Genomic DNA, 26,320 nt, shown 5'->3' with positions numbered 1-26,320 from the left:
AATTGTAACTGATACTGATTCATTATCACCAAGTTGAATCGTAAGAGTTCCTCCATTAGTTGTGAATCCTGCTGTTGGATCAGTTATTGCTCCTCCTGAAGGCTGAGGCATAAGCAAAGCAGAAAGAAGGCTCATATTTGATGAGCCAGAATCAGGATTATAGGATAAAAGATTAAGCCCTGTATTAGCAGCGTCTGTGGTGCTCACCTGAATTCTTATTTTATCAGACTTTCCGTTAGGCACACTATTTATAACAAGCCTGTAATCAGGAGAACCAGAGGTTCCTACATTCACAACCCATGCCTTTACATAATCACCTGCTTGAGAGTTTATAGCGTCTCTTACATCATTAAGAGACGCCCCTGAAGAAATTGTAACTGATACTGATTCATTATCACCAAGTTGAATCGTAAGAGTTCCTCCATTAGTTGTGAATCCTGCTGTTGGATCAGTTATTGCTCCTCCTGAAGGCTGAGGCATAAGCAAAGCAGAAAGAGGGTCAGCATCATGTAATTGTGTTCCTGAGGTTGTAACTGTCTGATTATAGGGGGTAAAAACCTTTATATTTCCATAAGGATCAGTTGGATCAACTTGATAAGTAAAAAACTCTGTTGCTGGCAAATTCACTGCCACGTCAAGGAAAAAGCTTATATCAAGATACTGAAGATTTGTATCAGATTGATAAAGACCTGTTGTTGAATTAACAGGGGGAGTATCAGCTTTATAACCTCCAAATATATACCTGCCTGATACTTTTGTATTTATTGTTTCAATACTGCGTTGAATTAGAGTATCTACTTCCTGTGCCAGGGCAAGTCTATCTGTAGCAGAAAGTGTATCAGTTGAGCCATTAACTGCATACTGTTTTGCCTTTATTGCCATGTTTTTCAGATCATTTATTGCTGTCTCAAGCGAAGAATTATAAATTTTAGCAGTATCAATTACTCTTGAATATTCGTCAAGAGCAGAAAGTTCTGTTTTGTATTTAACAATTCTTGAAATAGCAACAGGGTCATCACTGGGAGAAAGAACTCTTTTGCCTGTAGTAAGCTGTTTTTGAGCTTTATACATTGCTTCTATCTGCGTATTCATATCATTTATAAATGTCTTATAAAAGAAACCTGTTGTAACCTTCATCTTTTACCCCCTTTCACTTAGAGAGGACTAAAACCCTCTCTTTAGCTCACCATATCAAAAAGTGTTGCAAGTATTTCATCAGCAACTTTTATTACTCTTGCCGAAGCTTCATACATTTTTTGATACTTTATGAGATTAACTGCCTCTTCATCAAGGCTTACACCAGATACATCCTGTCTTCTTTTTTCAATTTCCTCAACAAGAGACTGTTGAAAACTTTTCTGTGTTTGTGCACTTGAGGAATAAACTCCAACTTCAGAAACAATTGCCCTGTAAAAATCTATTGGAGTTGAATTACCAATGATTTCACTGTCTAAAAGAGAATATATTGCCCTTGCATTCTCATTATCCATTTCTCCACTGGTCGTGGTAGGATTAGCTGCTGCGGCTGCAATCTTTTGAGTATCTGTTATTTCAACATTAAATAATAAACCTGAATGTTGCTTTATTTGAAAGGTAAAATCAAGAGTATTATCTGGATTTTTTATTGTCACTTCTATGTCATTAAAACTTAATTTATAGTAAGTATCTGTTCCTTTTGTCCATGAAGTTACTGTAGGAGTTATAGATGAAGAAGTTGTATTATCTGTAACAGTCCACGCCGGAGGTACAGCACTCCCATCAAACTCAACTTGATACTCATCATAGGTATTTGTATTTACATTATTTATTTTAAAAGATATGTCTGAATATGGAGATGTTGGAGAAGAAGGAGATGACACAGTTAAATCATAAAGCTGACTGAAAAAATTATTTCCCGTTGTTCCATCAAGCCCGTAACCCTGTCTGTGCTGAGCATTTATTGCCTCGGTGAGGTCAAAAACAAGCATATTAAGCTTCTCCATATATTCAGGGATTGTCTCATCTCTCAAGTCTATCTCTGCTTTGAGTTTTCCTCCCTGAATTAATCGTGTAACATCTATGCTTCCTGAAACAGTTTCAAGGCTAAACTGCATGTTTTGTTTACTGTCAAGGGCTGTACTCAAATGGTAAACCTTGCCTCCATCAACAAGAGGCATTCCACCAAGCAGAATAGAGTATCTACCTGAATTGTCTTCAAAGTAAGTGATTTGAACAATGTCATTGAGCTGCTTTACAAGATTGTCTCTCTGGTCTTTGGCATCAAGCGAACCAGGGCTTGCAGCAATCTTTTCATTCAGTTCATTGATTTGATCAAGATAGTTGTTTACCTGATTAACAAGACTTTGTGTATCTTTATAAATTTCCTGTCTTTCATCAATGAGAGATTTATAGGAAAGATTTAATCTTTTAGTAAGATAATTTGCCTTATCAAGAAGAAGTGTTCTCTCTGCTGTTCCAGAAGGATTTTGGCTTAATTCCTGCCAGGCATTAAAAAAATCATTTATTGAATTACTAAAAGCAGTTTCAGAGGCATCATTAAAGATATTCTCCAATCTGAGCATTCCATTGTATACTACATCCCAGTAAGCAAGATTAGAACTCTCTGTTTTAAGCTGAAGGTCTATGAAGGAGTCATACATTCGGCGGATATCTTCAAGCTTTACTCCTCTTCCAGTAACTCCTGAGAGACTCAAAATACCTGAGCTCATATTTTGAAAAATTACATCCTGCCTTGTATATCCTTCTGTAGCTGCATTTGATATATTATGTGATACAACCTCAAGGGCTTTCTGATAAGTAAGCACTCCTGTTTTTCCAATATCAAAGAGAGCAGTAAGGCTCATCTATGCCTCCTTTGAAAGGCTTTGTTTTGCATTTATACCAAAAGTTTCAAGAAATTTTATTGCTGTTCCAATGTGCATAATAGAACGGTCAATAAGTTGCTCATTTATTCTTTGAATCTCAGAAATTGCATTAAGTAAAGTTTTCATGCTATAGTAAAGTTCCTTTAACTGTATCAATTCAGGAGAGTCATTGTTCATATTCAAAATTTCAGAAAGTGTAGTATTTTCTAAACCGTTTTTTGCAAGAAGTTTTGCTCTTTCTTCTTCCCACAAAGAAAGTTTAATAAGAGTCTGTTCCTTTTCCCTTAAAATTTTTTCAAGCTCTACAGAATTAAGTCCAACAATAGCGTCTCTTTCTTCAGATACTATTTTGAATAGGATTTCAAGGAGAGCCTTCTCTTCATTGAGAATTTTTGTAAGCTCTTTATGCAAGCTTATCAATTAAAGCCTCCTTAATTATTTTCCCAGCAATTTCATTTCCTTTAACTTCGTATGTACCTGAATTTATAGCATTTTTCAATTCTTCTACTTTATCTGCCCTTATATCTGGGATATTGCTTACTTCTACCATAAGTCTTGCGATATTTTTAGCTGCCTCAGATACTGTAACCTGATCTTTTGTAAGCACTTCTTCGCTTCTTTCAGAAGCTTTGCTATGAGATTTCTCTGGAGCTATCTGCGTATTTGGTGCTACACCATCTATTTTTATCGGTCCTCCTATCATTTAAAACACCTCCTTTGTATTTTTACTTATGAAATCGGCGATTTTTCTAAACTATTTAACATAGCTACAGGGTTTACAGGTTTGCCATCTTTTCGCACCTCAAAATGCAAATGCGGGCCTGTTGTTCGTCCTGTAGAACCGGATAGAGCTATAACTGTATCTGCTGTAACAGTATCGCCAACTTTTACAAGATTTTTTGAATTATGAGCATAAATTGTTTGTATTCCATTTTCATGCTCAACTATAACACAATTTCCATATCCATTACTGTAACCAGAATAAACAACCTTTCCAGATAAAACAGGTTTAATTTCTGTTCCTTCAGGAACTGCTATATCTATTCCATTATGGTGTCTGAGTTTTCCATCTATTGGGTCAGTTCTTAAACCAAAAGGTGAAGTTATTTTGCCTGATGCAGGTAAAGAGATTTTATTGGGCAGATTAAATTTTCTCTGTTCTTCCTGATTGTCTAAAGAAGGCTTCAGTTCAATTTTTTGATTTTTTGAAATGCTATTTAAAAAATTAGCATTTTCAGTTAAAAATCTTCCAATTCCTATATCTCTTTCAGACATCATTTCTGCTATTTGAGGGAGAATAGCTGTCATGTAAGTGGATGTTGTTTTGCCTTCAGAAAAAGATGTATTCGCAAACATAACTTTTAATAATTCAGTAAGGAAAATCGTCTCTATCTTTTTTGAAAGCTCCTTTGTATCTGTAGAAGTATTAAGTGTCTGTGTGTTAACTTTGTTTATCACTGTTGCCTCACATTATCACCAGATCAGCTTTTAAAGCGCCTGATGTTTTAAGTGCCTGAAGTATAGAGATTAAATCCTTCGGAGTTACTCCCAATGTATTTAATGCTCTGACAAGTTCTCCAACTGTTGAACCCTGTACTTCAACAAGAGATGCCTGTTTTTCCTCTACTTTAAGCTCAGTTCTGGGAACAGTCTCTGTTACAGCTCCTCTTGGAGACAGAGGAGGTGGTTGAATCACTTCAGGGGTTTCTTTTATTGTAATTGTCAAACCACCATGAGCAAGTGCTGCAGGTGATATTTTTACATGAGAGCCTATAACAACCGTGCCTGTTCTTTCATTTATAACTACACGGGCAGGTAAATCAGTAGAAACTTCAATTTTTTCAACTTCAGCCATAAAATCAAGCACATTTCCTCTATAAGTTGATGGGATATTAATTGAAATTGTTGTTGGGTCCAAAGCTTTTGCAATTCCTGCTTTATAAATCTCGTTTATTTTTTCAGCTATATTTTTGGCGGTAGTTATATCTGGAAACTGTAGAAGAAGCTGAAGCTCACTCTTTGCATTCAGATTAACAGGAACTGCTTTTTCTACAATAGCTCCTTCAGGAATAGAGCCGACATTTTGATGATTTTTTATAGCCTGAGCTGCTCTTCCAGCAGCTATAAACCCTCCAATTGAAATAGGTCCCTGCGCTAAAGCATATACTTCTCCATCAGGTCCTGTAAGAGGTGTAAGCAGCAAAGTTCCTCCCTGAAGAGATTTGGCATCACCTATTGATGAAACCTGTACATCTATTTTTGTCCCCGGTTTCACATTGGTTGGCAGTTTAGCAGTAACCATAACTGCTGCAACATTCTTAACTTTGCCCTTCAAATCTTTCACATTCACTGTAATTCCCATTCTGCTCAACATATTTGCAATTGGCTGATAAAGATATGTTCCATCCTTATCGCCTGTTCCGTTTAATCCAACAACAAGACCATAACCTACAAGTTGGTTTTCTCTAATTCCTGACCAGCTGGCAATATCCTTTATTCTCTCTGCATGAGAGGTAGTTGCAAAAGATAGTATCAAGAAAAATATAAAGAGGAGATTCTTCGCTACGCTCAGAATGACATTGTATTTAGTCAGAATAACATGATAATCGCTCAAAATGACTTTATAATTGCTCAGAATAACTTTATAATTACCCAGAATGATTTTATTGTTTCTCATATCCAACCTCCTCTAAAAGGGCCATATTTTGTCAAGAAATCTCACAAGCCAACCCTGAGACTGTTTATCTCCAAGTGTGCCTTCTCCCACAAGATATATCTGCGCATCTGCAACATACTGACTCAATATAGTATTGCTCTGACTTATATCATCAGGTCTTATTATGCCTCTGAGAACAAGTATTTCCTTTTCATTATTAACAATTACCTCTTTTCTGGATTCAATAACAAGATTTCCATTTGGTAAAACTTCAACCACCTTGGCTGTGATTGTTCCAGTAATTTTGCCTGTTCTTGCAGTATCACCATCTCCTTTAAAATCACTTGTTGCCGAACCTTTAACTGATGGAGAAAAAACATTTCCTGCTTTATAAAAACCATTTATCAGTGGAAGATTGTGAATATTAAAATCTGTATTCATGCCAAAAAATGTATCAAGACCATAGTTTGTTGATGAATCCCTTGATGCAGTGGTTGATGCAGTTTTCTGAGCTGAAGTTGATTCGTTTATTAAAATTGTTACAAGGTCATTTACTCTGCGGGCTTTTTTATCTTCATAAAGAGAAGCCTTGTTCCTCCATAAAGAACCCTCACTGGCTACCTGAGTTTGAGGAGGCTCAGGATAGTATTTTGGTGGCATTCCTGCATTTTTAATGTCTCTTACTTCCTGAAGTTCTGAACAGGATGCAAGAAAAAATATACAAAGGCTTATTAAAATTAATTTTCTCATAATGATACCCTCACTTTGTCTTTACCTACTAATTTACCAACAATTTCCTTGCCAGTTTGAAAACATTGTACACGAGCATTTCCCCCAACTACTGCGTCAGATTTCAAAACACCTTCTGTCATTATCATGACCTGACCTGTATTTATTATTACATCTACTTTACTTCCTTTTTTTACAGGCATGCCAGAATAAAGATAATCTTCTTTAATGATTAAACCTCTGGTAAGACTCCTTTTTACAACTTTTCCTATTAGTAAATTTTTATCTGTAATTGCTCCTACAGGAAGTCTACTTAAAGGTTGTTTTATTTCCATTATTTTTTCTTCAGTAATTACTTCTCCTCTTTTTAGAGGTATTTGAGTAATATAAACTCTTGTTAAAACTTCGTAGTTTGCAATTGCTCTGTATTGTCTGTTTCCACATTTAAAAGTGAATTCTGCTGCATTTGGTCTTTTAATTTCCCTGATTTTTAGATTCTCGGGATTACAATTTTCATGGGGTTCGTATCCTATAAATTTTATCTGCCCAACCTGCACTTCTGTAGCAATAGGTGATTTCTTTATCTCATTTGAAAGAAGATTTGCTAAAAAAGCCGTATCAAAAGCAAAACTTGAGGAAATAAAAAGAAATGTTAAACAAAAGACAATCAGAAGCACAAAATTATTAAAAATTTTTGCCTTTATCTGTTTCATATAATTCTCCTATGACTTCTAATTACCTCTTAAGTGCTGCTACTGTTTGCAACATTTCATCAGATGTTTGCACCGCCTTAGAGTTAATATCAAAAGCTCTTTGAGCAATTATCATATTAGCAAGCTCTTCAACAATGTTTACATTGGACATTTCCAAAAAACCCTGTACAATTTTTCCTCTTCCCTCAGTTCCAGGAGTTCCTGTTGTTGGAGTGCCCGATGCATCTGTTTCAAGAAAAAGATTTCTTCCGATTGCCTGTAACCCACCTGGATTTATAAATCTTGCAAGTTCAACTGTTCCGATCTGAACAGGTGCAACTGTTCCTGGTTGAAGCACTGTAACAGTTCCATCAGCACCAAATGTTATTTTCGTTGCATCAGCAGGAACTGTAATTCCGGGTTCTATCGGATATCCGTCATTTGTTACAATCCTTCCATCTTTATCAATTCTAAAGTTTCCTGCTCTTGTATAAGCAATTGTCCCATCAGGAAGAGTTACCTGGAAAAATCCATCTCCATCAATCGCCAAATCCAGATCATTCCCTGTATTTATAAGATCACCTGGAGTAAAAAACTTTGCAACAGCAACAGGTCTTACACCAAGTCCAACCTGAATTCCTGAAGGATACTGAGTTCCATCATCAGAGGGAGCTCCCGGATTAATAACATTCTGATAAAGCAAATCCTGAAACTCTGCCCTTCCTTTTTTGAATCCTGTGGTATTAACATTTGCAAGATTATGTGAAATAACATCTAAATTTAGCTGCTGAGCATACATGCCAGTTGATGCTGTAAAAAGTGATCTTAACATGCGTTACCTCCTTTATATTCTTGCAATTTCGCTTACAGCTCTTTGTGCAAGCTCAGAAAAATTGGTTGTTACCCTCTGGGTGAAATCAAAATTTCTTATAGCCTGAATCATTTGAACCATTTCACTCATTGGATTTACATTTGAATTTTCTATCCAGCCCTGTAAAATCTGCCCATTTGCTTGCCCTGCTTCTACTCCTTCATAAAGAGACTGTCCAACATGTCTGAGATTATTCAGTTTTACAAGTTTAATTCGTCCAATAGGATTTCCATCAACTAATATAGTTCCATCTTTACCGTACTCTATTTTTGTTCCATCTATTATTATTGGATTATTATTTTCATCAAGAACTCTTAACCCTGTCTGCGTCACAAGATAATTATCTTTGTCTCTTGTAAATGAACCTTCTCTGGTATATAAAATTTTGTTCCCCTGTCTTACTACAAAAAATCCTTCTCCCTGAATACCAATGTCAAATGGATTATGAGTTTGTTTTAAAGCACCCTGAGATGTGTCAATGTATTGAGTGCCAAAATAGGTTTGAACTCTTGCATCCTGATATATAACATTTGACTGAGAAGGCTTTCCTGAAAGAAGAGGATAAAGCCTGCTTGCAAAGCTCTGCTTTTTATAACCCGTTGTATTAATATTGGCAAGATTGTTGGAAATGGAAGAAAGTTCATTCTCTCTCATGCTCATTCCAGTCATTGTTATGTAAATTCCTTTATACATCCTTACCTCCTCCTAAAAACAAATATTAATGCAATGGTTATGCCAATACAAAATTGTTGAGATTTCTTGTTTTTCTTTAAAGCAAATCTTGCTGTAGTAGGAAATTTTTTCCTGAATGGAATTTTATGCTTCTATATCTATTTTGTGTTCTGAGGACTCTTTTTCTGAAGATAAGGTTTCTTTTTCAGATTTTTCTTCGGTTTTTTTAAATTTTTTTCTAACTTTGTACTTTGCAAAAACAGAACCTTCTTTTACAGGTCTAATCCCTCTGTAAGGACCTAATGGGTCTATTCTTTCTTCTGCAGCCATTTAACTCAATAAAAATTCTTTCTGTTTTTCAAATTTTATTTTAAATAGTCCTACAAGCTCATTTAGTGCATCTTCTGTCATACCAAGAGATTCATAGTCTATTTTAGTTATAAAAGACTCTTTTAAACCTATTCCAAGATTGAGACATATCTGGTCTGCAACTCTTACAATATTACATATGTCAGCAAATGCCTGGTCTTCATAGTCTGGATATGGATATGTATGATGATATGTTATTACCATTTCCAATTTTTCAGGAAGTTTCCATTTCTTCGCAATAAGATTACCTATGATTGTATGATTAAATCCCAGTGTTTCATCCTCAAGCTCTATTAGTAGTCGTCCTTCTTTGTATATTCTTTCGTATATTTGAATATACAGTTCTGGCATGGCATTGTTTATAACTGTTTTACCAACATCATGAATTAACCCGCAGACTAAAGCCTCATCTGTGGTTGCCATATGAGTTACCATAGCCAGTAAACTTGAACAAAGAGCTACTCCGAGACTGTGTTCCCAGAGTCTCTGCTCAAATATTCCAAAACGTCTGTGTAAATCTCTTAATGAAGTTGCAATAACCAGTGATTTAAGAGTTTCAAAACCTATAAGGAGTAATGCCTGAGGGATATCTTCAATTTTTCTATCACGACCATAATAAGGAGAGTTTGCTATTCTTAAAAGTCTTGTTGTAAATCCTTGATCACGGGAGATTATTTCCTCAAGAGCTTTTAAAGATGCATAATTATCTTGAATAAGGTTCATAACTTTCATGGCAATAGGAGGCAATGAAGGGATATCAACAGTTCTAAAAACTATTCTTTCTATTATTTCTTCCTGCAAAAATGTCTCCTATACAGCGTTTATTATTTCTCCTGCCATTTCTTCAAGAGGAATAACTTTATCAGCTATTCCTGCTTCAACAACAGCACGAGGCATACCATATACTACACAAGTTTCTTCATTTTGAGCAAATATTCTTCCACCTGTTTCCTTTATTTTTTTACATCCTTTTGCTCCATCATTACCCATTCCCGTGAGTATTACTCCGAGACTCCTGCCTGGATAACATTCTGCTACAGATGCCATCAAAACATCAACACTTGGACGATATATAAACTCTTCTTTATCCTCTGAAACAGAAATAAAAGTCTCAATCCCTCTTCTTTTAAGTCTCATATGTCCTCTCCCAGGAGCTACGTATACAATACCAGGTTTTACAGTTTCACCCTCTTCAGCCTCTTTTACTGAAAGTTGACTCAACTGGTCAAGCCTTTCAGCAAAAGGTTTTGTAAAATTAGGTGGCATATGCTGGGCAATTACAATAGGAACTGGAAAGTCTTTTGGCAGTTTTGGAATAATTTCCTGAAGAGCTTTAGGTCCTCCTGTAGACGTGCCTATAGAAATAATTCCTACTTTTCTTTCTGTTGTTACCCTTGTCTTTGGTATTTCAACCTTAGGAACTTCTATTTTTGTTTCAGCAGTTTTAACTGGAGGCTTTCTTTTTACAATTCCTCTTCTGCCAATTGTTTTAATTTTATCAATTAGCATTCCTTTAATCTTGATAATATTCACTGAAAGCTCAGCAAGATTTTTAGGTATAAAATCAACTGCACCAAGTTCAAGTGCTTCAAGAGTTACCTTCGCACCTTCAGTTGTAAGAGAACTTACCATGATTACAGGAACAGGACATTTATTCATTATCTCTTTTAATGCGGTTATGCCATCCATTCTTGGCATTTCAACATCCATTGTTACAATATCTGGTCTAAATTCCTGAACCATCTGGACAGCCTCAACTCCGTCCCTTGCTGTACCGATTACTTTTATTTCAGGGTCTTCCTGAAGCATTGAAGTAATAGCTTTTCTCATAAAGGCTGAATCATCTACAACTAAAACTTTAATCATATATGCCCCTTAAAAACCAAATTCTTTAAGTAAGTCATCAACATCTTCCTGTGATACTTTTTCAACTTCTTTTTTCGCCATTTCTTTCTCCTCAATCTTCAATCCAAAAGTAGTTATAAGACGAACAAGTTCTACTTCAAGGTCACCTACAAGAGTAATCACCTTTTTAAGAACCTGTCCTGTTAAATCCTGAAATGATTGAGTTGTGAGTATCTCTGTCAAGTCATCTTCAAGAGAGTTTTTAAAATTCCTGAGAAATTCTATACTTTCAGAAGGTCCTTGTATCTGTCTTATATGGTTTGCTACATCATCCATTTTTAAAATATATTTTTCAACAATTTCCATTGTTTTATTAGCTGCTTCTTCTGTTTTATCAATGACCATCTGTAACTGATCAACTGCTCTTGGCATTCTTTCAGTAGCTATTTCCTTTAATTTTGGATCAAGTGCTTCTCTGAAACTTTTTAAAGAGTCATGTAGTTTCCTCGCTACTTTTCCCACTTCTTTAAATAAATCACTCTGACTTTTCTGAATTATGTTATTCATTACTTTATTTGCCTGCTCATAATCTCCCTGCGCAACCATATTCATAAAATTGGTTATTTCTTCAAGAAGAATATATCTTGGATCATCTTTAGAAACACCTTTTTCTTCATAAAACTTTACAGGGTCAATGACCTCTCTGACAGTCATTTCTCCACCTATTCCACTCAGTTTTTTAACGACCTCAACTTTATCACCTTCATCATGAAACTCTACTATTTCTTCTTCAAAAAGGCTCTGGTCTTCAGAAGGAATTAGCTTTTTTGTATCCAGTAAAACAAGTAATCTATCATCTAATCGGGCAACTCCTTCTACCTGGGTCTGCCCATGCTGCATAAACTCTTCAGCAGGCTCAACATTTGTTTCATCTATATTTACCACACCCGTAATGTCATCAACTAATGCACCAAATGTTATCTTGCCTGATGAAACAACTATTACTTTGCTACCATTGTTTTCTTCAGGAATACCGAGAATTCTTTTTAAATTCACAATGGGAATTACTCTACCGCGGAGATTTGTGACTCCTTCAACATAATAAGGCACACCTGGCATCTTTGTAATTTGAGGTAGTTTAATGATTTCCTGCACCTTAAGAATGGGAACAGTATATTCATTTTTTTCAAGAATAAAACCAATGTACTGTTTCATTTTCACACTCCTAAGAATTTATTTTACAGTTAAAACTTTTCTTGAAAGAACTGCAAGGTCAAGAATTAAAACAACCTTTCCATCGCCTGTAATTGTAGCTCCCATTATACCGCATTCTTCAGAGTCTATTCCGTTTATAGTCTTTATAACAATTTCTTCCTGACCGATTACAGAATCTACAGATATACAAAATCTTCTATCTCCTACACTGGCAACAAGAATATACTTTCTGTCATTGTCAACTCCACCAGTTGTTGAAAGAATTTCATTAAGCAAGAAAAGTGGTAAAACTCTGTCTCTTATTGTAAGAACCCTTTGTCCTGTTACTTCTTTAATTTCATCAATACCTATCCTTAATGTTTCTTCAATCATTGACTGAGGTATGGCATAAATCTCATCTCCTACCTGAACCATCATAGCCTGAATTATTGCTAATGTGAGAGGTAAGCTTATTCTAAAAGTAGTACCTTTATCTTTTTCTGTAAAAATTTCTACATATCCATTGAGTTTCGCAACATTGGACTTAACAACATCCATTCCAACTCCTCTGCCACTCAATTCTGTTGACACATCCTTTGTGGAAAATCCTGGTAAAAAAATTAAGTTTATTATTGCTTCTTCAGACATCTTTTCAGCTTCTTCAAGAGTAATAAGCCCTTTTGTAATTGCTTTTGCCTTAACAGCTTCATAATCTATACCTTTCCCATCATCAGATATATCTATCACAATTCAGATATATCTATCACAATTTGAGTTCCTTTCTGATATGCATTTATGACAATTTTACCTTTTGATGGCTTTCCCTTAGAAATTCTTTCTTCTGGAGACTCTATTCCATGATCTATTGAATTTCTTATTATGTGAACAAGAGGGTCTCCAATATGTTCAATAACTGATTTATCAACCTCTGTATCCTCACCAATAATCTCAAGATCAACTTCTTTGCCAAGTGTTCTTGCAAGGTCTCTCACCATTCTGGGAAACTTTACAAAAACTTTCTGAAGAGGTTGCATTCTCATTTTCATTACAGCAAGCTGCAAATCTGAAGTAACTCTATCAAGAAATGCAGTGGTTTCCACAAGCCCTTCTACATGTTCATCTCCTGCATATTTTGCTTCAAGTTTGTTTGAGAGATTAAGCAACCTATTACGAGCAAGAACTATCTCTCCTGCAAGATCCATTACTTTATCTATTCTTTCAACATCAACCCTCAATGTGGCAACTTCTTTTTCTTTTGGAGCTTGTGTCACAACTTCTTCAGGCTTTGAAGAAGGTTTAGACTCAATTTCCTCAGTTTCAGCTTTTTCAATTTTTTGTTCTATCTCTTCAGTTTTTTCAGGTTCTTGAAGAGAAGCTTTCTCAAGAGCTTTATCAAGTAAATCCAAAATTGGTTGAATATTTTCAGTTATTTCTTCTTTTGCTTTAATGTGTGAAATTAGAATTCTTAGTGTATCTACAGCTTTCAAAATAGCATCAGTTATTTCAGCAGAAATTGGAATCTCTCCCTCTCTTACCTTTTTTAAAATTGTCTCTGCTCTGTGAGCAACATCTACAACATTTTGAAATCCAAGAAATCCAGCTGCTCCTTTGAGGGTATGCATTCCTCTAAATATCTCATTGATAATTTCAGCATCCTGTTTTTGTTCAAGTTCAACAAAAAGAGGATCAAGCTGTTCAAGAATTTCTTCTGCTTCAACAATAAATTCGTTTATTATTTCATCCATCTCATCAGCCATTACTGTCCTCCTTTAAGAGATGGTCTTTTCTGAGCAATTTTTTCAAGTTTTTCCTTCAAAACCTCTCCTGTAAAAGGCTTTACTATATAGTTGTCAACTCCTGCTTTTATTGCTTCAATAACTTTTTCCTTTTCAGCCTCAGCTGTTACCATTAAAAAGGGTATATCTTTTAAAGCTGGGTCATTCCTTATATTCTTTAAAAGTTCTATACCCTCCATAACAGGCATGTTCCAGTCTGAAACTACAAGACCGTATTCTGTATTACGTAACTTTCTTAAAGCATCCTCTCCGTTTTCTGCTTCATCAATATTTTCAAAGCCAAGTTGTTTAAGAAGATTTTTTACAATTCTACGCATTGTTGGAAAATCGTCAACTACCAGAACTTTTATTTTATAATTAAACATATTATCCTCCTATTTATTAAAAATTTTTTTAACTATTTTTTTCATACTTTCGCTAATCTGTTCAGCATTTGTAGGTTTTACAAGATAGTCATCAACTCCTGCTTCAAAGGCTCTTCTTTTCTCATCTTCATCAGCCTCTGTTGTTATCATAACAATAGGAATGTTGGCTATATCAGGGTTTGCCCTTACCTGTTTTATAAACTCTATTCCGTCCATATAGGGCATATTCATATCTGTAAGAATCAAATTTATTCGTTCAAGCCCAAGTTTTTGAAGCGCCTCTATACCATTTTCAGCTGTTACAACCTCATATCCTTTGCTTTTAAGTATCAGAGATATCATCTTTCTTGTTGTTTTATCATCATCCACTATAAGAACTTTCATAATATCCTCCTCACTAAACTTTTTGATATACAACAACTTTATTTATAACTATAGGACGAAATGCTCTTGTAATATTATGAAGACTTTCAGAAGTTCCTACAAAAAGATAACCCTTTGGTCTTAATACATCATAAATAAGCGAAACAGCTTTTTTCTTTGCTTTGTCATCAAAATAAATTAAAACATTCCTGCAAAACACAACATCCAGTCCTTTAAGCTGTTTGACTTCTCTTTCATCTATCAAATTTATACTCAGAAATTTTACCATTGATTTTATGGCATCAGAAAGAACATACATTCCTCCGCTGTCTTTAAAATATTTTGCCATATACTGAGGTGGAATATTTCTTACAGAATAAGAGCCGTAAATGGCTCTTCTTGCTGACATAAGAACACCTTCACTTATATCAGAAGCGTATATTTCCTTTCTAAATGAGACTAATTCTGGTAAATCATATAAAATCATCGCAATTGTGTAGGGCTCTTCTCCTGTTGAACAGGCAGCAGACCATATCTTTATATCTTTTCTACCCATCTGAGTATTTTCTTTTATAATTTGCGGGATAAGATTTTGAGCAAATACTTCAAACTGCTGGGGTTCTCTGAAAAAAAATGTTTCATTTGTTGTAATAGCATCAAAAAGTCTTGCTATATCATGTTTATTTGCACTGTATCTTAGAAAATAAAGATAGTCTTCAAAATTACGTAGATTTTTTTCCCTTAAAATTCTGCTAAGTCTATTTTCAAGAAAATATTTTTTATTATCAGGCACATAGATACCTGTTTTTTCATATATAAAATCCCTCAACTGTTTAAAAACTTCTTCATTTATTGCTGCGGAAGAGGAAGCAGACATTATGGTCATATTTTCTGTAAAACCTCCTCTATTTTTTCTCTGACTTCTTTATCAGGATGCTGTTTTTTAGATGCCAGAATATCATAAACCTGAGGCATAGAAATCTCTGATAAAGCTTCTACAGCAGCAATTACAACAGGAGGGAAGGGATCGTCTAAGAGAGGAGTAAGTTTTTCAAGAAGAACCTCTGGATCACATGCTTTAGAAATTGATTTTATAGTGTAGTATCTTATCCATGCGTCTTCATCTTTAAGGCATTTAAATAGTTCATCAGAACAGAAATTAGCTTCTCCCAATGCCAGAATAGCTACTTTTTTCAATTCTTTATCGTCAGACTTAATAAATTCAAGAATTTTAGATATAGCTTGCTCTGTTGCAAGTCTTCCAAGTGCATATAAAGCTGTTTTTCGCACTTCTTTGTCTTCGCACTGAACAAGCATATTTAAAATATCAAATGAATATATCACTCCTGCTAAAGCTTGCTTTACTTCTCTTTTATAAGATTTTAGGTTCTCTAAAAACTTTTCCTGGTTAATTGATATAAGAGCTGATACAATAACTTCAATAATATCTGAATATATTTCTCTGTCAAGTAAATTTAAAAGAGGCTCATAAGCCTCAGAAGCTCTTATCATTCCTAAAGCTTCTATCGCAGCTTTTCTCACATTTGCATCCTGATCCTCTATAGATTTTTTTATAAGAGGCTGTATAACTTCTGTGCTACCAATCTCACCAAGTGCCTTTGCAGAGGCAATTCTTATATCCCTCTTTAGATCTTCAAGAAGTTTTATAAGAATTGGAACCGCTTTTTTACTTCTTAATTTACCGAGCACTTTTATAACAAAAGCTTTAGCCCGATATTTAAGTTTATTCTTTTCAATCATTGAAAGGAGTTCATCTTCTGAGTTTATAGAAAGCAATGTTTCTTCTAAAGCCTGTATTTTTTCATCATAATCAAAACAGCTTGGATCAAGACCTCCAGCTTCTTCTATAATAAACGGAACCGCCTCTATGAGATTGGTTAATTTTATACCTTTCAAAGCTATCAGCTTTTCATCCCACTCTTGTTCTTTAAAAATAGAGAGAATCTCTTCTTTCAAATCCTGTCCGTCTGGAATTATGCCTATTCTTATAAGTGCTTTAACGATTTGTTGCTTTTCATCCTTCGTCGCAACAGGAAAATATTTCAAAAGAGGTTCTGCAACTTTTTCAGTTCCTATTTTACCCAGTGTTTCTATTGCTTCTGCTTTAATTAAAATTGATTCTGTGTTTAAAAGAAGTTCACCTATTTTATCTGCAGCTTCTTCTGCCTTTAGTTGGGCAAGTGCCTGTAAAACATAAAAAACAACCCATTCCTCATCTTTCAAACTTTCTATAAGCGCAGGAATTGCCTGTCTATATCCAAGTTCTCCTATGGCATGAGCAGTAGCAGCTCTGACATTGCCATTTGGGTCTTTAAGTAAAGGTATTAGTTTTGAAGCATCAAAGCCTTTTTTAATATCTGCTATTAAATCAAGTGAAAACTTTCTGATATCAGGGTCTTTATCCTTAAGAAGTTTGTAGAGAAGTTCAGGAGCTTTATGTCCCACTTCTTTAATTATCAAAATTGCTATATTTCTCAAATAAACATCTTCCTCTCTTAAAAGAGGAACAACCATGTATGTAACAACTTCACCTGGATTTATTAGAAAAAAATTATCTTTGCTACCAATAGATATAAGAGCCTGTGCTGCTGCCTCTTGAACAGCGGTATTTTCATCTCTTAGTGCCTTTATCAATGGATAAATCGCTCTTTCATCAGTCAAAGCAAGTTCTTCTGCTGCTTGTCTGCGAACTGAGGAGTCAGGATTATGAAGAAGTTTAAGCACTAATTGCTTTATATTTTTCATTTCTGAACCTCCAGAAGCAATTGATAATATTATACAAAATTTTTTAATTAATCAACTTCTTTTGCAAGAAAATTTTTGAGCTTTAGCAAAGTCTTACCATGAATCTGACTTACTCTGGATAAAGAAATACCTAAAACCTGAGCAATTTCCTTCATGTTTAACTCTTCATAATAATAAAGGGATATGATAAGCTTTTCAGTTTCGGAAAGATTTTCTATTGCAGAAGTTAGTTTTTCCTTTAATTCACGAAATTTTATATCTTCAAAAATATTTTTTTCATCTGAAATAACTTCAAGAAGATTTAGTTTATCTCCATTTTCTCCAACTACAAAACTATCTAAACTTACTATATCAGAAGCTGTTATACTCTGATAAACTTCTTGTAACTCCTCCTGAGTAATATTTAAATAATTAGCCAATTCTTCATCTGTTGGGTCTTTGCCAGACTGTTTTAAATTTTTGTAAGTTTTTTTTACATTTTCTACTTTTTTACGGAATTCTTTTGAAAAAACATCCACTGAACGAATTTCATCCAGTATAGCACCTCTTATCCTGTAGTCTATAAAAGCAACAAGTGGGACATTTAATGAAGGATTATATTTATTTAATGCTTCAAGTAATCCCTTTATTCCAGCAGAAATTAAATCTTCTAACTCTAAAACAGATTGAACAATATGATGGTATCTTAAAGCATAATGCTTTATTTTTGGCAAAAACTGTTTAATGAGGCTCTCTTTATCATCTTCAGAATAAAGCATAAAATTATTTACTTAGTGATTTTTTTAGAAAAAACTGCATTCCTCCTTTTAATAAATCCACATCTCTCTTAAGAAACTGTTTTGCAAGTTCAATAAGCTTTTTTGAAAAATCAGATGTTGGATAAAGAGTTATATAAGGTTTCTGAGCAATAACAGCTTCTTTTATTTTTTCATCGTATGGAAGAGCTCCCAGCCAATCAAGAGTTATCCCAAGAAATCTTTCAGCAACCATTGAAAGTTTCCTGAAGGTCTCCTTTGCTTCTTTATGATTTTTAGTATTGTTCACAACTATACGAAAATTTGTCTCTCCATGTTCTTTATAAAGCACCTTAATCAATGCATAGGCATCTGCAATTGAAGTTGGTTCAGGAGTAACAATTACAATATTGTCATGGGCAGCAGAACAGAAAAAAGTTACATTATCTGAAATTCCTGCTCCTGTATCAATAAGAAATATATCGTAATCATTATCAATACTTTCAAGCTCTTCAATAATTTTCATTTTATGGACAGATGTAAGTTGAGTTAATTCTCTTATTCCAGAACTGGCTGGAATAATATCAATTCCTTCAGAAGTCTTGACAATAATATCTTTTATTGATTTCTCACCAGAAAGTAAATGTTTTATGTTGTATTTCGGTGCTATTCCAAACATTATATCAATGTTACTTAAACCAACATCAGCGTCCATTAGAAGCACTCTTTTTTGCATGCTTCTCAATATAAGTGCAATATTTGTTACAAAGTTGGTTTTCCCAACACCTCCTTTCCCGCTTGAAACAGCTACAATTCTCGGGACATTAGTTTGAGCATTAGTTTGCACATACTCCTCCTACAATGAGATTCGTTATTGTATCAGGTGGCAATACTTTAACTTGAGGCTCTCCATATGCCCCAGAAGTAATAAAGCTTACAGGTTTCCCTGATAAAACTGACAGATTATATAAATTCCCATAAGTTTGCGCTAAATCAATCTTACTAAAACCTATGCAATCAACTGAAGCAGTATCCATTGTTTTTAATATCTTGAAGCTTGATTGCATTGACATTGATGCATCCATAATAAGACATTTTTTTATAGGCATATCCTTCAACAGATTTTTAAGTTCTCCTGCAAGACTTATATTTACATCTCCGGGAGTATCAATAAGTAAATTTTTTTTATCAATTTCTTTATGCATTATTTTATAAAGTTCTTTTGGTTCATTTATAAATTTTGCCTCACATTTTAGCTTTAATGCTACTTCTTTTATATAAGCCACAGATGAAATTCTCTGGTCAAGAGAAATAAGCATTATCTTCTTGTTATTGTCTTTTAAACTTTGTCCTATTTTAAAAATTGTAGTTGTTTTTCCAACTCCAGGAAGTCCATAAAAAATGTATCCCTTTTCTTCATCAAAATTATTCCTACAGGTTTTTAATTCATTTTCAATAGCCATTCTTAATTCATTCATATCATTAGCTTTTTCCAGAAGCATTAATGCAAGATATGGTTCAACATTGTTTTTTATCAGAAAATTATAAAGTCCTCTTTTAGAAATATCATCAAGCGAAGGAAATAGTTTTGTAATGCTCTCTCTCAAAAGACTTACCTCAGCTTTAAGCTTTTCTATTTCTTTAAATACTCCGTGGTCAAATTTCCATGAATCTTCAGTCTGCAGTCTGTGTCCTAATATCTCCTGAGCAGTAAAAGTTTCTTCTTCATCTGTGGCAGCAGTAATTTCTATAAAAGAATTATTTGAAAGAGGCTCTTTTTTAGAGGAAGTTGATAAAATCACAGCATTTGGTCCCATCTCTTTTTTAACTGTTTCTAAAACTTCTTTAAAAGTTCTACCCTGAAACTTTTTTATTTTCATCATTTTCCTCCTAATTAAGTTTTACTGTGCCAAACATAAGTATTTTTACTCCAGGAGCTATTTCCTGTGGCGAAAGAACAGGTAAAGATGGTGCAATTCTTTCAATTGCTCTCTTTATAAATCTTCTTATTGACTGCGAACATATCAACACAGGCTGATAACCCTTTACAGTTGCCTCATCAGCCATCTTCTTTACATTTTCAATGGTTTTTTCCATTAACAAAGGATCTGTAGCAAAATTTATACCCTGTGGTGTTGTCTGGAGAGATTCAATAAATGTCCTCTCAAGAGATGGCTCAAAAAGAATTGCAGAAATAGAACCGTCAGGATTTTGGACACTTTTTGTTATTCTTCTTGACAGTGCCTGTCTAACATGCTCTGTTAAAATGTCAGGGTCTTTAGTTACATTAGCATACTCCGAAAGGGTTTCAAGTATTGTCTGTAAATCTTTTATTGATACCCTTTCCCTTAATAGATTCTGAAGCACTTTCTGCACCTGAGAGAGTGTTAAAAGATTTGGAATCAAATCATCAACAACTCTTGGATGAGTTTTAGCAAGATTATCAAGTAATCTTTGAGTTTCTTGTTTTCCGAGTAATTCATAACCATAATTTTTAAGAACTTCTCTCAAATGGGTAACTATAACTGATGAAGCATCAACAACAGTAAATCCAAGCATCTGTGCTTTTGAAACATCTTTTTCTTCAATCCACAACGCATCTACTCCAAAAGCAGGGTCTTTTGTAGGAATTCCATCAATATCCTGTCCAGGGCGGGCACCTATTGCAAGAAATCTTCCAAGAATTATTTCAGAAGTTGCTATCTCAACTCCCTTTATAAGAATGCTGTATTGAGAAGGTTTGAGCATTAAATTATCTTTTATATGTATTGATGGAACAATGTAACCCATTTCCATTGCAATCTGTTTTCTAAGAGAACGAATCCTTTCTACAAGAGAACTTTCTCCCTCAACAAGTGGAATAAGATTATAGCCAATCTCAAGAGAGATAGGATCAACCCTGAGAAGGCTTTCAAGTTGAGCTTCCATTGAAACAGGTTTTTCCTCTACAGGAGGCGGAGGAAGTGCTTCTTTTTCCTTTTTCTCTTTACTTATCATTAAATAAGCAATTGCACCCGATACCACGGCTATAATTATAAAAGGAAGATGAGGTAAGCCCGGAATCAACCCAAGCAAAAGAAGTACTCCAGATGCTGTTGCCAATGTTTTAGGATTTTTAAAAAGCTGCTGAAGTATATCCTGCCCAAGATTTGATTCCGTTGCTGCTCTGCTAACAACTATTCCTGCTGCAGTTGATGTAATAAGAGCAGGAACCTGCGCAGCCAATCCATCACCAATTGTAAGTATTACATAGGTCTGAACAGCATCTCCAATTGGCATACCTTTTTGAAGCACTCCAATGAGTATTCCTCCAATAATGTTTATAATCATAATTATTATGGCAGCAATTGCATCACCTCTAATGAATTTACTTGCTCCATCCATTGCTCCATAAAAGTCTGCTTCTCTGCTTATTTCTTCCCTTCGGCGTCTTGCTTCCTTTTCATCAATAAGTCCTGCATTTAAATCTGCATCAATGCTCATCTGTTTACCAGGCATGGCGTCAAGAGTAAAACGAGCAGACACTTCTGCAATTCTTCCAGCTCCTTTGGTTATTACAATAAAGTTAATAATTACAAGAATTAAAAAAACTATCAAACCAACTACAAAATTTCCACTTACAACAAACTCTCCAAATGCTTTTATAACCTTACCTGCTGCTTCTGTGCCAAGCTCACCTCTTGTTAAAATCAGACGAGTTGATGCAATGTTAAGAGAAAGTCTCATAAGTGTAGCAATTAATAAAACAGAAGGAAACACTGAAAAATCAAGGGGTTTTCTCACATAGGAAGCTACCAAAATAATCAAAATTGAGAGGGTTATGCTCATTGTAAGGGATAAATCAAGCATAAATGGAGGAATGGGAACAATCATGAATATCAATATAAGAATTATTCCAACTGCAACAAGCACATCACTTCTTATGTAATTCATAATATTCATGCGATCTGTCTTCCTTTAATTTTATAAACAGTAGCTAAAATAGTAGCTACTGCTTTATAGAGTGCTTCAGGAATTTCCTCTCCAAGAGGAATTCTATACAAAGCCCTTGCAAGGGGCTTGTTTTCATATATGGGTACGCCCGAAGCTCTTGCTATCTCTTTTATCCTTTCCGCAAGAAGATTTGCTCCCTTTGCCACAACCGCAGGTGCATTCATATTTTTTGAGTCATACTTTATGCAAACAGCAAGATGCAAAGGGTTTGTAATAACAACATCAGCCTTTGGAACTTCCTGCATCATTCTTTTACGTGCCATCTCTCTCTGTAAGCTTCTTATTCTTGCTCTTACCATTGGTGAACCTTCTGTTTCTTTGAATTCTTCTTTTATTTCCTGTTTTGTCATTCTTAAATTTCTCTCATACTGCCATCTTTGATATGCAAAATCTATACCTGCAAAAACAGTAAGCATTATAAGACAAGCAAGTATGAGTTGATAAATTTTTTGAAATGAAATACCTGCAATAGCCTTTACATCCATATCAATCAAAAGTGGCAGAATATTGACATCTTTTTTCAGAACAAAATATATAACTATACCAAGAGCAACCAATTTTAAAATACCCTTTATGGTCTCAAACAAAGCATTCAGGGAAAAAAGTTTTTTTATGCCTTTTAATGGACTTATCTTTGATACATCAGGAACTAATGTTGCTCCTGTAAAAAGAAAACCTGTTTGAATAAAATGAACAAGCAAAACACCAAAAAGAAGTACTCCTCCAATTGGAAGAAATTGAATAAAATACCATTTTATTTCATCTTTTATTATTGTAATTATAGCACTTGCAACAAACTCTGGATTTTTAACTCTTGTAAATGCCTCTTTCATATGTTGCATTATTGAGATTAAAAATGTGCCAGAAAAAACAAAATAAAGGAAAATCATCCACGTTCCTATGATACCAGTAAGTTCTCTACTTCGGGGGACTTCACCCTTTTGCCGAGCTTTTTCTCGCCTTCGCGGGGTAGCCTGTTCAGTTCGTTCTTGCAGTTCTTCTGGCATAGCTTACCTCAAAAGACCAAATAAAGCATCTTTAAGATTTATAAATGCCTTTGAAAGAACCATTGTGAAGATAGGAATGCTCAACCACATAACTGCAATACCCGTAGCAAGCAAAAGCGGGAATCCGACAAAAAAAACATTTGCCTGAGGCATAATCCTTGATAAAAATCCAAGTCCTATATTCATAAGAACCTGAACAAGTAAAACAGGAGCAGCGAGTTTTAAAGCAAGAGGGAACATAATATAGGAAAAGGCTATTATATTTCCTGAGAAAGAAAATTTTATAGGAAATTCAAAAGTCTTAACTATCATTTCAACAAAACTCAGATGTAAATCTAAAGAGAAAAAAAGAGCAATTGTGAACATCTCATAGAAAATACTAAGAGGTCCCATAAGTTCACCAAACTGAGGATTAAAAACATTTGCAATAGTAAAACCAATCTGCATACTCATCCATTGAGAAGCTATCTCAACTGCAGCAATAATAACCCTTACCATGATACCTATAGCCATTCCAAAAACAACAGCATTAAACAGAGAAATAAGCAAATTTTCCTCTTTTACATGTATAAAAGGAATAATAGCAAGAGATATAGAAAGAGCAAAAAAGAATCTAAACATTATTGGAACGGTCCTACTGCCAATGTATGGAAGAAAGAAAAGTATTATAGAAACCCTTATGAAAACAGGAATAAAACTATAAAAATTCGTTGTAAGAAGTTCTAAGTAGTTCATTTAACATACATGGGAAGGTTTTCAAAAATTCCCCTTGTAAATTTCGTCATTATATTGACCATCCAGGGAATTGTAAGAAGCAATGTTAAAAAAACAGCAATAACCTTTGGAACAAAGCTTATTGTCATCTCCTGTAACTGGGTTATTGCCTGAAATAGTCCTATAATAAGACCAACAAGAAGGCTTACAAGTAACACAGGACCTCCAACCAGAAGAATGGTTTCAAAGGTCTGTTTTGAAATATAGTTTAAAAATTCTACTGTCATTTAAATCCTCCTGCAAGTGAGCCTATAATCAATTGCCATCCATCAACTAAAACAAAAAGCAATAACTTAAAAGGCATTGATATCATAACTGGTGGAACCATAAACATTCCCATAGATAGCAATATGCTTGCCACAACAATATCAATAACCAAAAAAGGAAGGAAGATTAAAAATCCGATTTCAAAAGCCCTTTTAAGTTCACCAAGAGCAAAGGCAGGAACAACAATTTTCATCGGTAAATCCATAGGAGTTGCAGGTTTGACTTCTGTTTTTGAAAGTTTGAAAAACAGGGCAAGGTCTTTTTCTCTTGTCTGCTTCAGCATAAACTCTTTAAATGGAACTGATGCTTTACTTATCGCCTCTTCCATGTTTATCTCTTTTTTTGACAGTGGTAAGTAAGCTTCATTGTAAACTCTGTCAACTGTTGGAGACATAATAAAAAGGGTAAGAAACAATGCAAGCCCGATTATAACTTGATTCGGAGGAACTGAAGGAGTTCCAAGTGCCTGTCTTAACAGAGAAAGAACAATAACAATTCTTGTAAAAGATGTCATCATGATTAATACTGCTGGTAGAAAGCTTAACAGAGTTATAAATACAAGAATGTCAATGGCACTTGAAAAACCAAATAACCCTCCTTGAGCAGACTGAGGTGCAGCAAAACAAAGTGTTGGAGATAAAATTAAAAGACAGCTAAATAAACCTCCTTTGAATATCCTTTGCCAGAGAGTTCTTCTCTCCTCTGTCTGCTCTTCAAAGATTGCCTTAATCTTTGAAGAATCAAGTTTACTTATCAGATTAATTCCATGCTCCGATATCCCAACCAAAAGATATTCATCAAAGGCTTTTACCACACCTATACCTTTTTTATAACCTATTGGCTGATAGTAAATAATCTGAATAAATCCCTTTCCTGGATTTATCTTGTTTTTCATTAATCGCAAAACAATATATAGGGCTACAATAATAAAAATTAAGGATAATATGGCTTTAAAATATTCCATTGTATCCTCTCAACCAAGCTGTTTTACTCTTTCTTGAGGGCTTATAATATCTGTAATTCTTATGCCGAACTTTTCATTTACTACAACTACCTCACCTCTTCCAACAAGCTTGCCATTGACATAAACTTCCATTGGTTCGCCAGCGAGTTTATCAAGGGCAACAACAGAACCCTGAGTTAATTGAAGAAGTTCCTGAACAAGAATTCTTGTTCTTCCGATAACAACTACCAGTTCAAGAGGAATATCAAGAATAAAATCAATATCTCTTGTCTTTGGTTTTTCTTCAGTAACGGTAAATTCATCTATATGAGGTGACTGAACTTCCTCTTTTGCTTTCATTGCCTTTTCCATCTCAAGAGCTTTTGCCATATCAAGCTCTTCTTCAAGTTCTTCCTGAGATGATTGTTGCTGAACCTCCTTTTCCTCCATTTTATGCCTCCTTTATTATTTTTATTGCATAATTTCCCTTAAATGTTCCTAATTTGCCTTTAAATTTAGGAACACCTTCTACAAGCAAATCCACTTCTTCGTCTATTCTTCTTTGAAGAGTGACAATGTCACCTGATTTAAGGTCTAATAATGTTTTAAAGTCTATAGTTACTTTGCCTAAAATAGCTTCAACCTGCACAGGTGCATTTTTTATTTGTGCCTTAAGTCTTCCTATCCATTTCATATCCATTTCATCTCTGTCTGCAAGAAAGGCACTATAAAGTTTTTCTTTTATAGGTTCTACTGAAGAATAGGGAATGCAAACCATAATTTTACACTCTCTTGTTTCTATTTCAAGGGTAAACTCTGTTTCAATTACCACATCAACAGGGGTGACTATTGTAACAAATTGAGGATTCATCTCTGTTCTTATAAAATGAGGTTTTATCTGGAAAATAGGCTTCCATGCTTCCTCCATACTTTCAAGAAACATCATAACAACCTTGTGAATTATTCTTTGCTCGATAGGCGTAAACTCTCTTCCTTCTGGTTTGTAATAACCTTTTCCTGAGCCGCCAAAATAAAATTCAATTAGAGTAAAAATCATAGGCGCATCAAAAACAACGAGACTAAAACCTCTGAGAGGTTCAAGTTTTATAATATTTAGACTTGAAGGAAAAGGAACAGAGCGGAGAAAATCATAGAATTTTGTAATATTTACATTTACATTTATCACATCTACTATTTTTCTTATGTCTGAGGCAAGACTTACTCTGAAACTTCTTGCAAGACGCTCATTTATAATATCCAAAGAGGGCATCTTGCCGCGAACAATCTTTTCCTGAGAAGTAAAATCATAGGGTCTAACTCCAGAAGGAGCTTCTGCTGTTTCTGTCTCAACCTCTCCTCCTGAAATGCCCTTTAGCAGAGCATCAATCTCATCTTGGGATAAAATCTCGTCGTCTGGCAT

Annotated in this window: 30 protein-coding genes; all 30 read right to left on the bottom strand. The window is 34.6% G+C overall.

Annotated elements, in window-relative coordinates; genetic code table 11:
- On the bottom strand, positions 1 to 1,137 hold a 1,137-nt coding region (gene flgL / locus FLY87_RS08990), incomplete at its 3' end, for a flagellar hook-associated protein FlgL (RefSeq protein ID WP_181406026.1).
- A 41-nt stretch (positions 1,138 to 1,178) separates the two neighbouring features.
- Positions 1,179 to 2,843 carry a flagellar hook-associated protein FlgK gene (flgK, locus tag FLY87_RS08985; RefSeq protein WP_012545686.1) on the bottom strand — a complete coding sequence of 555 codons (1,665 nt, stop codon included), beginning with the start codon at positions 2,841 to 2,843 and terminating at the stop codon, positions 1,179 to 1,181.
- On the bottom strand, positions 2,844 to 3,284 hold the full coding sequence (locus FLY87_RS08980; RefSeq protein ID WP_012545745.1) for a flagellar protein FlgN: 441 nt from the start codon (positions 3,282 to 3,284) through the stop codon (positions 2,844 to 2,846).
- Entirely contained in the window at positions 3,268 to 3,567 is a 300-nt protein-coding gene (flgM, locus tag FLY87_RS08975) for a flagellar biosynthesis anti-sigma factor FlgM (RefSeq protein WP_012546457.1), read from the bottom strand. The genes FLY87_RS08980 and flgM overlap by 17 nt, the downstream gene beginning before the upstream one ends.
- Before the next feature lie 26 nt (positions 3,568 to 3,593).
- The gene (locus FLY87_RS08970) at positions 3,594 to 4,322 is read right to left on the bottom strand and encodes a M23 family metallopeptidase (RefSeq protein ID WP_141266989.1); all 729 of its coding nucleotides are present in this window, start codon (positions 4,320 to 4,322) and stop codon (positions 3,594 to 3,596) included.
- A 7-nt stretch (positions 4,323 to 4,329) separates the two neighbouring features.
- On the bottom strand, positions 4,330 to 5,541 hold the full coding sequence (locus tag FLY87_RS08965; protein ID WP_141266988.1) for a flagellar basal body P-ring protein FlgI: 1,212 nt from the start codon (positions 5,539 to 5,541) through the stop codon (positions 4,330 to 4,332).
- A 12-nt stretch (positions 5,542 to 5,553) separates the two neighbouring features.
- Entirely contained in the window at positions 5,554 to 6,270 is a 717-nt protein-coding gene (locus FLY87_RS08960; RefSeq protein ID WP_012545249.1) for a flagellar basal body L-ring protein FlgH, read from the bottom strand.
- Positions 6,267 to 6,962 carry a flagellar basal body P-ring formation chaperone FlgA gene (flgA, locus tag FLY87_RS08955; RefSeq protein ID WP_012545619.1) on the bottom strand — a complete coding sequence of 232 codons (696 nt, stop codon included), beginning with the start codon at positions 6,960 to 6,962 and terminating at the stop codon, positions 6,267 to 6,269. The genes FLY87_RS08960 and flgA overlap by 4 nt, the downstream gene beginning before the upstream one ends.
- 22 nt (positions 6,963 to 6,984) lie before the next feature.
- Positions 6,985 to 7,773 (bottom strand): flagellar basal-body rod protein FlgG, encoded by a 789-nt coding sequence (gene flgG / locus FLY87_RS08950; protein WP_012546478.1) that lies wholly within the window; start codon positions 7,771 to 7,773, stop codon positions 6,985 to 6,987.
- A 12-nt stretch (positions 7,774 to 7,785) separates the two neighbouring features.
- The gene (gene flgF / locus FLY87_RS08945) at positions 7,786 to 8,505 is read right to left on the bottom strand and encodes a flagellar basal-body rod protein FlgF (protein ID WP_141266986.1); all 720 of its coding nucleotides are present in this window, start codon (positions 8,503 to 8,505) and stop codon (positions 7,786 to 7,788) included.
- Positions 8,506 to 8,628: 123 nt separating this feature from the next.
- A complete protein-coding gene (locus FLY87_RS08940) occupies positions 8,629 to 8,814 on the bottom strand; it encodes a hypothetical protein (RefSeq protein WP_012545869.1) in 186 nt (61 codons plus the stop codon).
- The gene (locus FLY87_RS08935) at positions 8,815 to 9,654 is read right to left on the bottom strand and encodes an HDOD domain-containing protein (protein ID WP_141266984.1); all 840 of its coding nucleotides are present in this window, start codon (positions 9,652 to 9,654) and stop codon (positions 8,815 to 8,817) included. It lies immediately after the preceding gene.
- 9 nt (positions 9,655 to 9,663) lie between these two features.
- A complete protein-coding gene (locus FLY87_RS08930; protein ID WP_012545234.1) occupies positions 9,664 to 10,719 on the bottom strand; it encodes a chemotaxis response regulator protein-glutamate methylesterase in 1,056 nt (351 codons plus the stop codon).
- Positions 10,720 to 10,728: 9 nt separating this feature from the next.
- A complete protein-coding gene (locus tag FLY87_RS08925) occupies positions 10,729 to 11,913 on the bottom strand; it encodes a protein phosphatase CheZ (RefSeq protein WP_012546090.1) in 1,185 nt (394 codons plus the stop codon).
- An 18-nt stretch (positions 11,914 to 11,931) separates the two neighbouring features.
- On the bottom strand, positions 11,932 to 12,639 hold the full coding sequence (locus tag FLY87_RS10185) for a chemotaxis protein CheA (RefSeq protein ID WP_181406025.1): 708 nt from the start codon (positions 12,637 to 12,639) through the stop codon (positions 11,932 to 11,934).
- The gene (locus FLY87_RS10180) at positions 12,636 to 13,649 is read right to left on the bottom strand and encodes a chemotaxis protein CheA (RefSeq protein ID WP_181406024.1); all 1,014 of its coding nucleotides are present in this window, start codon (positions 13,647 to 13,649) and stop codon (positions 12,636 to 12,638) included. Before FLY87_RS10180 ends, FLY87_RS10185 begins: the two co-directional genes overlap by 4 nt.
- Complete coding sequence (locus tag FLY87_RS08915; RefSeq protein WP_012546608.1) at positions 13,649 to 14,053, bottom strand: chemotaxis response regulator CheY; 405 nt, start codon at positions 14,051 to 14,053, stop codon at positions 13,649 to 13,651. The genes FLY87_RS10180 and FLY87_RS08915 overlap by 1 nt, the downstream gene beginning before the upstream one ends.
- A 9-nt stretch (positions 14,054 to 14,062) precedes the next feature.
- On the bottom strand, positions 14,063 to 14,437 hold the full coding sequence (locus tag FLY87_RS08910) for a response regulator (RefSeq protein WP_012545197.1): 375 nt from the start codon (positions 14,435 to 14,437) through the stop codon (positions 14,063 to 14,065).
- Between the two features lie 13 nt (positions 14,438 to 14,450).
- Positions 14,451 to 15,302: a protein-glutamate O-methyltransferase CheR gene (locus FLY87_RS08905; RefSeq protein ID WP_012545471.1), complete on the bottom strand. Its 852-nt coding sequence runs from the start codon at positions 15,300 to 15,302 to the stop codon at positions 14,451 to 14,453.
- A complete protein-coding gene (locus FLY87_RS08900) occupies positions 15,299 to 17,182 on the bottom strand; it encodes a HEAT repeat domain-containing protein (protein WP_141266982.1) in 1,884 nt (627 codons plus the stop codon). The genes FLY87_RS08905 and FLY87_RS08900 overlap by 4 nt, the downstream gene beginning before the upstream one ends.
- A gap of 47 nt (positions 17,183 to 17,229) precedes the next feature.
- Complete coding sequence (locus FLY87_RS08895) at positions 17,230 to 17,940, bottom strand: sigma-70 family RNA polymerase sigma factor (protein WP_012546657.1); 711 nt, start codon at positions 17,938 to 17,940, stop codon at positions 17,230 to 17,232.
- A 4-nt stretch (positions 17,941 to 17,944) separates the two neighbouring features.
- Positions 17,945 to 18,763, bottom strand: coding sequence for a MinD/ParA family protein (locus FLY87_RS08890; RefSeq protein ID WP_012545992.1), 819 nt, complete (start codon positions 18,761 to 18,763; stop codon positions 17,945 to 17,947).
- Positions 18,753 to 19,796, bottom strand: coding sequence for a hypothetical protein (locus FLY87_RS08885; RefSeq protein ID WP_141266980.1), 1,044 nt, complete (start codon positions 19,794 to 19,796; stop codon positions 18,753 to 18,755). The genes FLY87_RS08890 and FLY87_RS08885 overlap by 11 nt, the downstream gene beginning before the upstream one ends.
- A gap of 10 nt (positions 19,797 to 19,806) precedes the next feature.
- Positions 19,807 to 21,849 (bottom strand): flagellar biosynthesis protein FlhA, encoded by a 2,043-nt coding sequence (flhA, locus tag FLY87_RS08880; RefSeq protein WP_206768427.1) that lies wholly within the window; start codon positions 21,847 to 21,849, stop codon positions 19,807 to 19,809.
- 5 nt (positions 21,850 to 21,854) lie between these two features.
- Positions 21,855 to 22,916 (bottom strand): flagellar biosynthesis protein FlhB, encoded by a 1,062-nt coding sequence (flhB, locus tag FLY87_RS08875; protein WP_012545442.1) that lies wholly within the window; start codon positions 22,914 to 22,916, stop codon positions 21,855 to 21,857.
- Between the two features lie 3 nt (positions 22,917 to 22,919).
- Positions 22,920 to 23,651 (bottom strand): flagellar biosynthetic protein FliR, encoded by a 732-nt coding sequence (locus FLY87_RS08870; protein ID WP_012545011.1) that lies wholly within the window; start codon positions 23,649 to 23,651, stop codon positions 22,920 to 22,922.
- Positions 23,648 to 23,917: a flagellar biosynthesis protein FliQ gene (gene fliQ, locus FLY87_RS08865; protein WP_012546140.1), complete on the bottom strand. Its 270-nt coding sequence runs from the start codon at positions 23,915 to 23,917 to the stop codon at positions 23,648 to 23,650. Before fliQ ends, FLY87_RS08870 begins: the two co-directional genes overlap by 4 nt.
- Positions 23,914 to 24,852, bottom strand: a complete 939-nt coding sequence (fliP, locus tag FLY87_RS10365; RefSeq protein ID WP_373920419.1) for a flagellar type III secretion system pore protein FliP — start codon at positions 24,850 to 24,852, stop codon at positions 23,914 to 23,916. Before fliP ends, fliQ begins: the two co-directional genes overlap by 4 nt.
- A 78-nt stretch (positions 24,853 to 24,930) precedes the next feature.
- Positions 24,931 to 25,350 carry a flagellar motor switch protein FliN gene (gene fliN, locus FLY87_RS08855; RefSeq protein ID WP_012546327.1) on the bottom strand — a complete coding sequence of 140 codons (420 nt, stop codon included), beginning with the start codon at positions 25,348 to 25,350 and terminating at the stop codon, positions 24,931 to 24,933.
- Position 25,351: 1 nt separating this feature from the next.
- Positions 25,352 to 26,320 (bottom strand): flagellar motor switch protein FliM, encoded by a 969-nt coding sequence (fliM, locus tag FLY87_RS08850; protein ID WP_012545847.1) that lies wholly within the window; start codon positions 26,318 to 26,320, stop codon positions 25,352 to 25,354.

Source organism: Thermodesulfovibrio sp. Kuro-1, assembly GCF_006538445.1.
GTDB lineage: Bacteria > Nitrospirota > Thermodesulfovibrionia > Thermodesulfovibrionales > Thermodesulfovibrionaceae > Thermodesulfovibrio > Thermodesulfovibrio yellowstonii.
Note: the sequence above shows the minus strand (reverse complement) of the source record. Positions and strands in the feature narration are given on the sequence as shown.

Coding starts and splice junctions, on each gene's coding strand:
- flgK (WP_012545686.1), bottom strand. CDS start 2,843: ATGAGCCTTACTGCTCTCTTTGATATTGGAAAAACAGGAGTGCTTACT.
- flgM (WP_012546457.1), bottom strand. CDS start 3,567: ATGATAGGAGGACCGATAAAAATAGATGGTGTAGCACCAAATACGCAG.
- FLY87_RS08965 (WP_141266988.1), bottom strand. CDS start 5,541: ATGAGAAACAATAAAATCATTCTGGGTAATTATAAAGTTATTCTGAGC.
- FLY87_RS08960 (WP_012545249.1), bottom strand. CDS start 6,270: ATGAGAAAATTAATTTTAATAAGCCTTTGTATATTTTTTCTTGCATCC.
- flgA (WP_012545619.1), bottom strand. CDS start 6,962: ATGAAACAGATAAAGGCAAAAATTTTTAATAATTTTGTGCTTCTGATT.
- flgG (WP_012546478.1), bottom strand. CDS start 7,773: ATGTTAAGATCACTTTTTACAGCATCAACTGGCATGTATGCTCAGCAG.
- flgF (WP_141266986.1), bottom strand. CDS start 8,505: ATGTATAAAGGAATTTACATAACAATGACTGGAATGAGCATGAGAGAG.
- FLY87_RS08940 (WP_012545869.1), bottom strand. CDS start 8,814: ATGGCTGCAGAAGAAAGAATAGACCCATTAGGTCCTTACAGAGGGATT.
- FLY87_RS08930 (WP_012545234.1), bottom strand. CDS start 10,719: ATGATTAAAGTTTTAGTTGTAGATGATTCAGCCTTTATGAGAAAAGCT.
- FLY87_RS08925 (WP_012546090.1), bottom strand. CDS start 11,913: ATGAAACAGTACATTGGTTTTATTCTTGAAAAAAATGAATATACTGTT.
- FLY87_RS10180 (WP_181406024.1), bottom strand. CDS start 13,649: ATGGCTGATGAGATGGATGAAATAATAAACGAATTTATTGTTGAAGCA.
- FLY87_RS08915 (WP_012546608.1), bottom strand. CDS start 14,053: ATGTTTAATTATAAAATAAAAGTTCTGGTAGTTGACGATTTTCCAACA.
- FLY87_RS08910 (WP_012545197.1), bottom strand. CDS start 14,437: ATGAAAGTTCTTATAGTGGATGATGATAAAACAACAAGAAAGATGATA.
- FLY87_RS08905 (WP_012545471.1), bottom strand. CDS start 15,302: ATGACCATAATGTCTGCTTCCTCTTCCGCAGCAATAAATGAAGAAGTT.
- FLY87_RS08900 (WP_141266982.1), bottom strand. CDS start 17,182: ATGAAAAATATAAAGCAATTAGTGCTTAAACTTCTTCATAATCCTGAC.
- FLY87_RS08895 (WP_012546657.1), bottom strand. CDS start 17,940: ATGCTTTATTCTGAAGATGATAAAGAGAGCCTCATTAAACAGTTTTTG.
- FLY87_RS08885 (WP_141266980.1), bottom strand. CDS start 19,796: ATGAAAATAAAAAAGTTTCAGGGTAGAACTTTTAAAGAAGTTTTAGAA.
- flhA (WP_206768427.1), bottom strand. CDS start 21,849: ATGAATTACATAAGAAGTGATGTGCTTGTTGCAGTTGGAATAATTCTT.
- flhB (WP_012545442.1), bottom strand. CDS start 22,916: ATGCCAGAAGAACTGCAAGAACGAACTGAACAGGCTACCCCGCGAAGG.
- FLY87_RS08870 (WP_012545011.1), bottom strand. CDS start 23,651: ATGAACTACTTAGAACTTCTTACAACGAATTTTTATAGTTTTATTCCT.
- fliQ (WP_012546140.1), bottom strand. CDS start 23,917: ATGACAGTAGAATTTTTAAACTATATTTCAAAACAGACCTTTGAAACC.
- fliP (WP_373920419.1), bottom strand. CDS start 24,852: ATGAAAAACAAGATAAATCCAGGAAAGGGATTTATTCAGATTATTTAC.
- fliN (WP_012546327.1), bottom strand. CDS start 25,350: ATGGAGGAAAAGGAGGTTCAGCAACAATCATCTCAGGAAGAACTTGAA.
- fliM (WP_012545847.1), bottom strand. CDS start 26,320: ATGCCAGACGACGAGATTTTATCCCAAGATGAGATTGATGCTCTGCTA.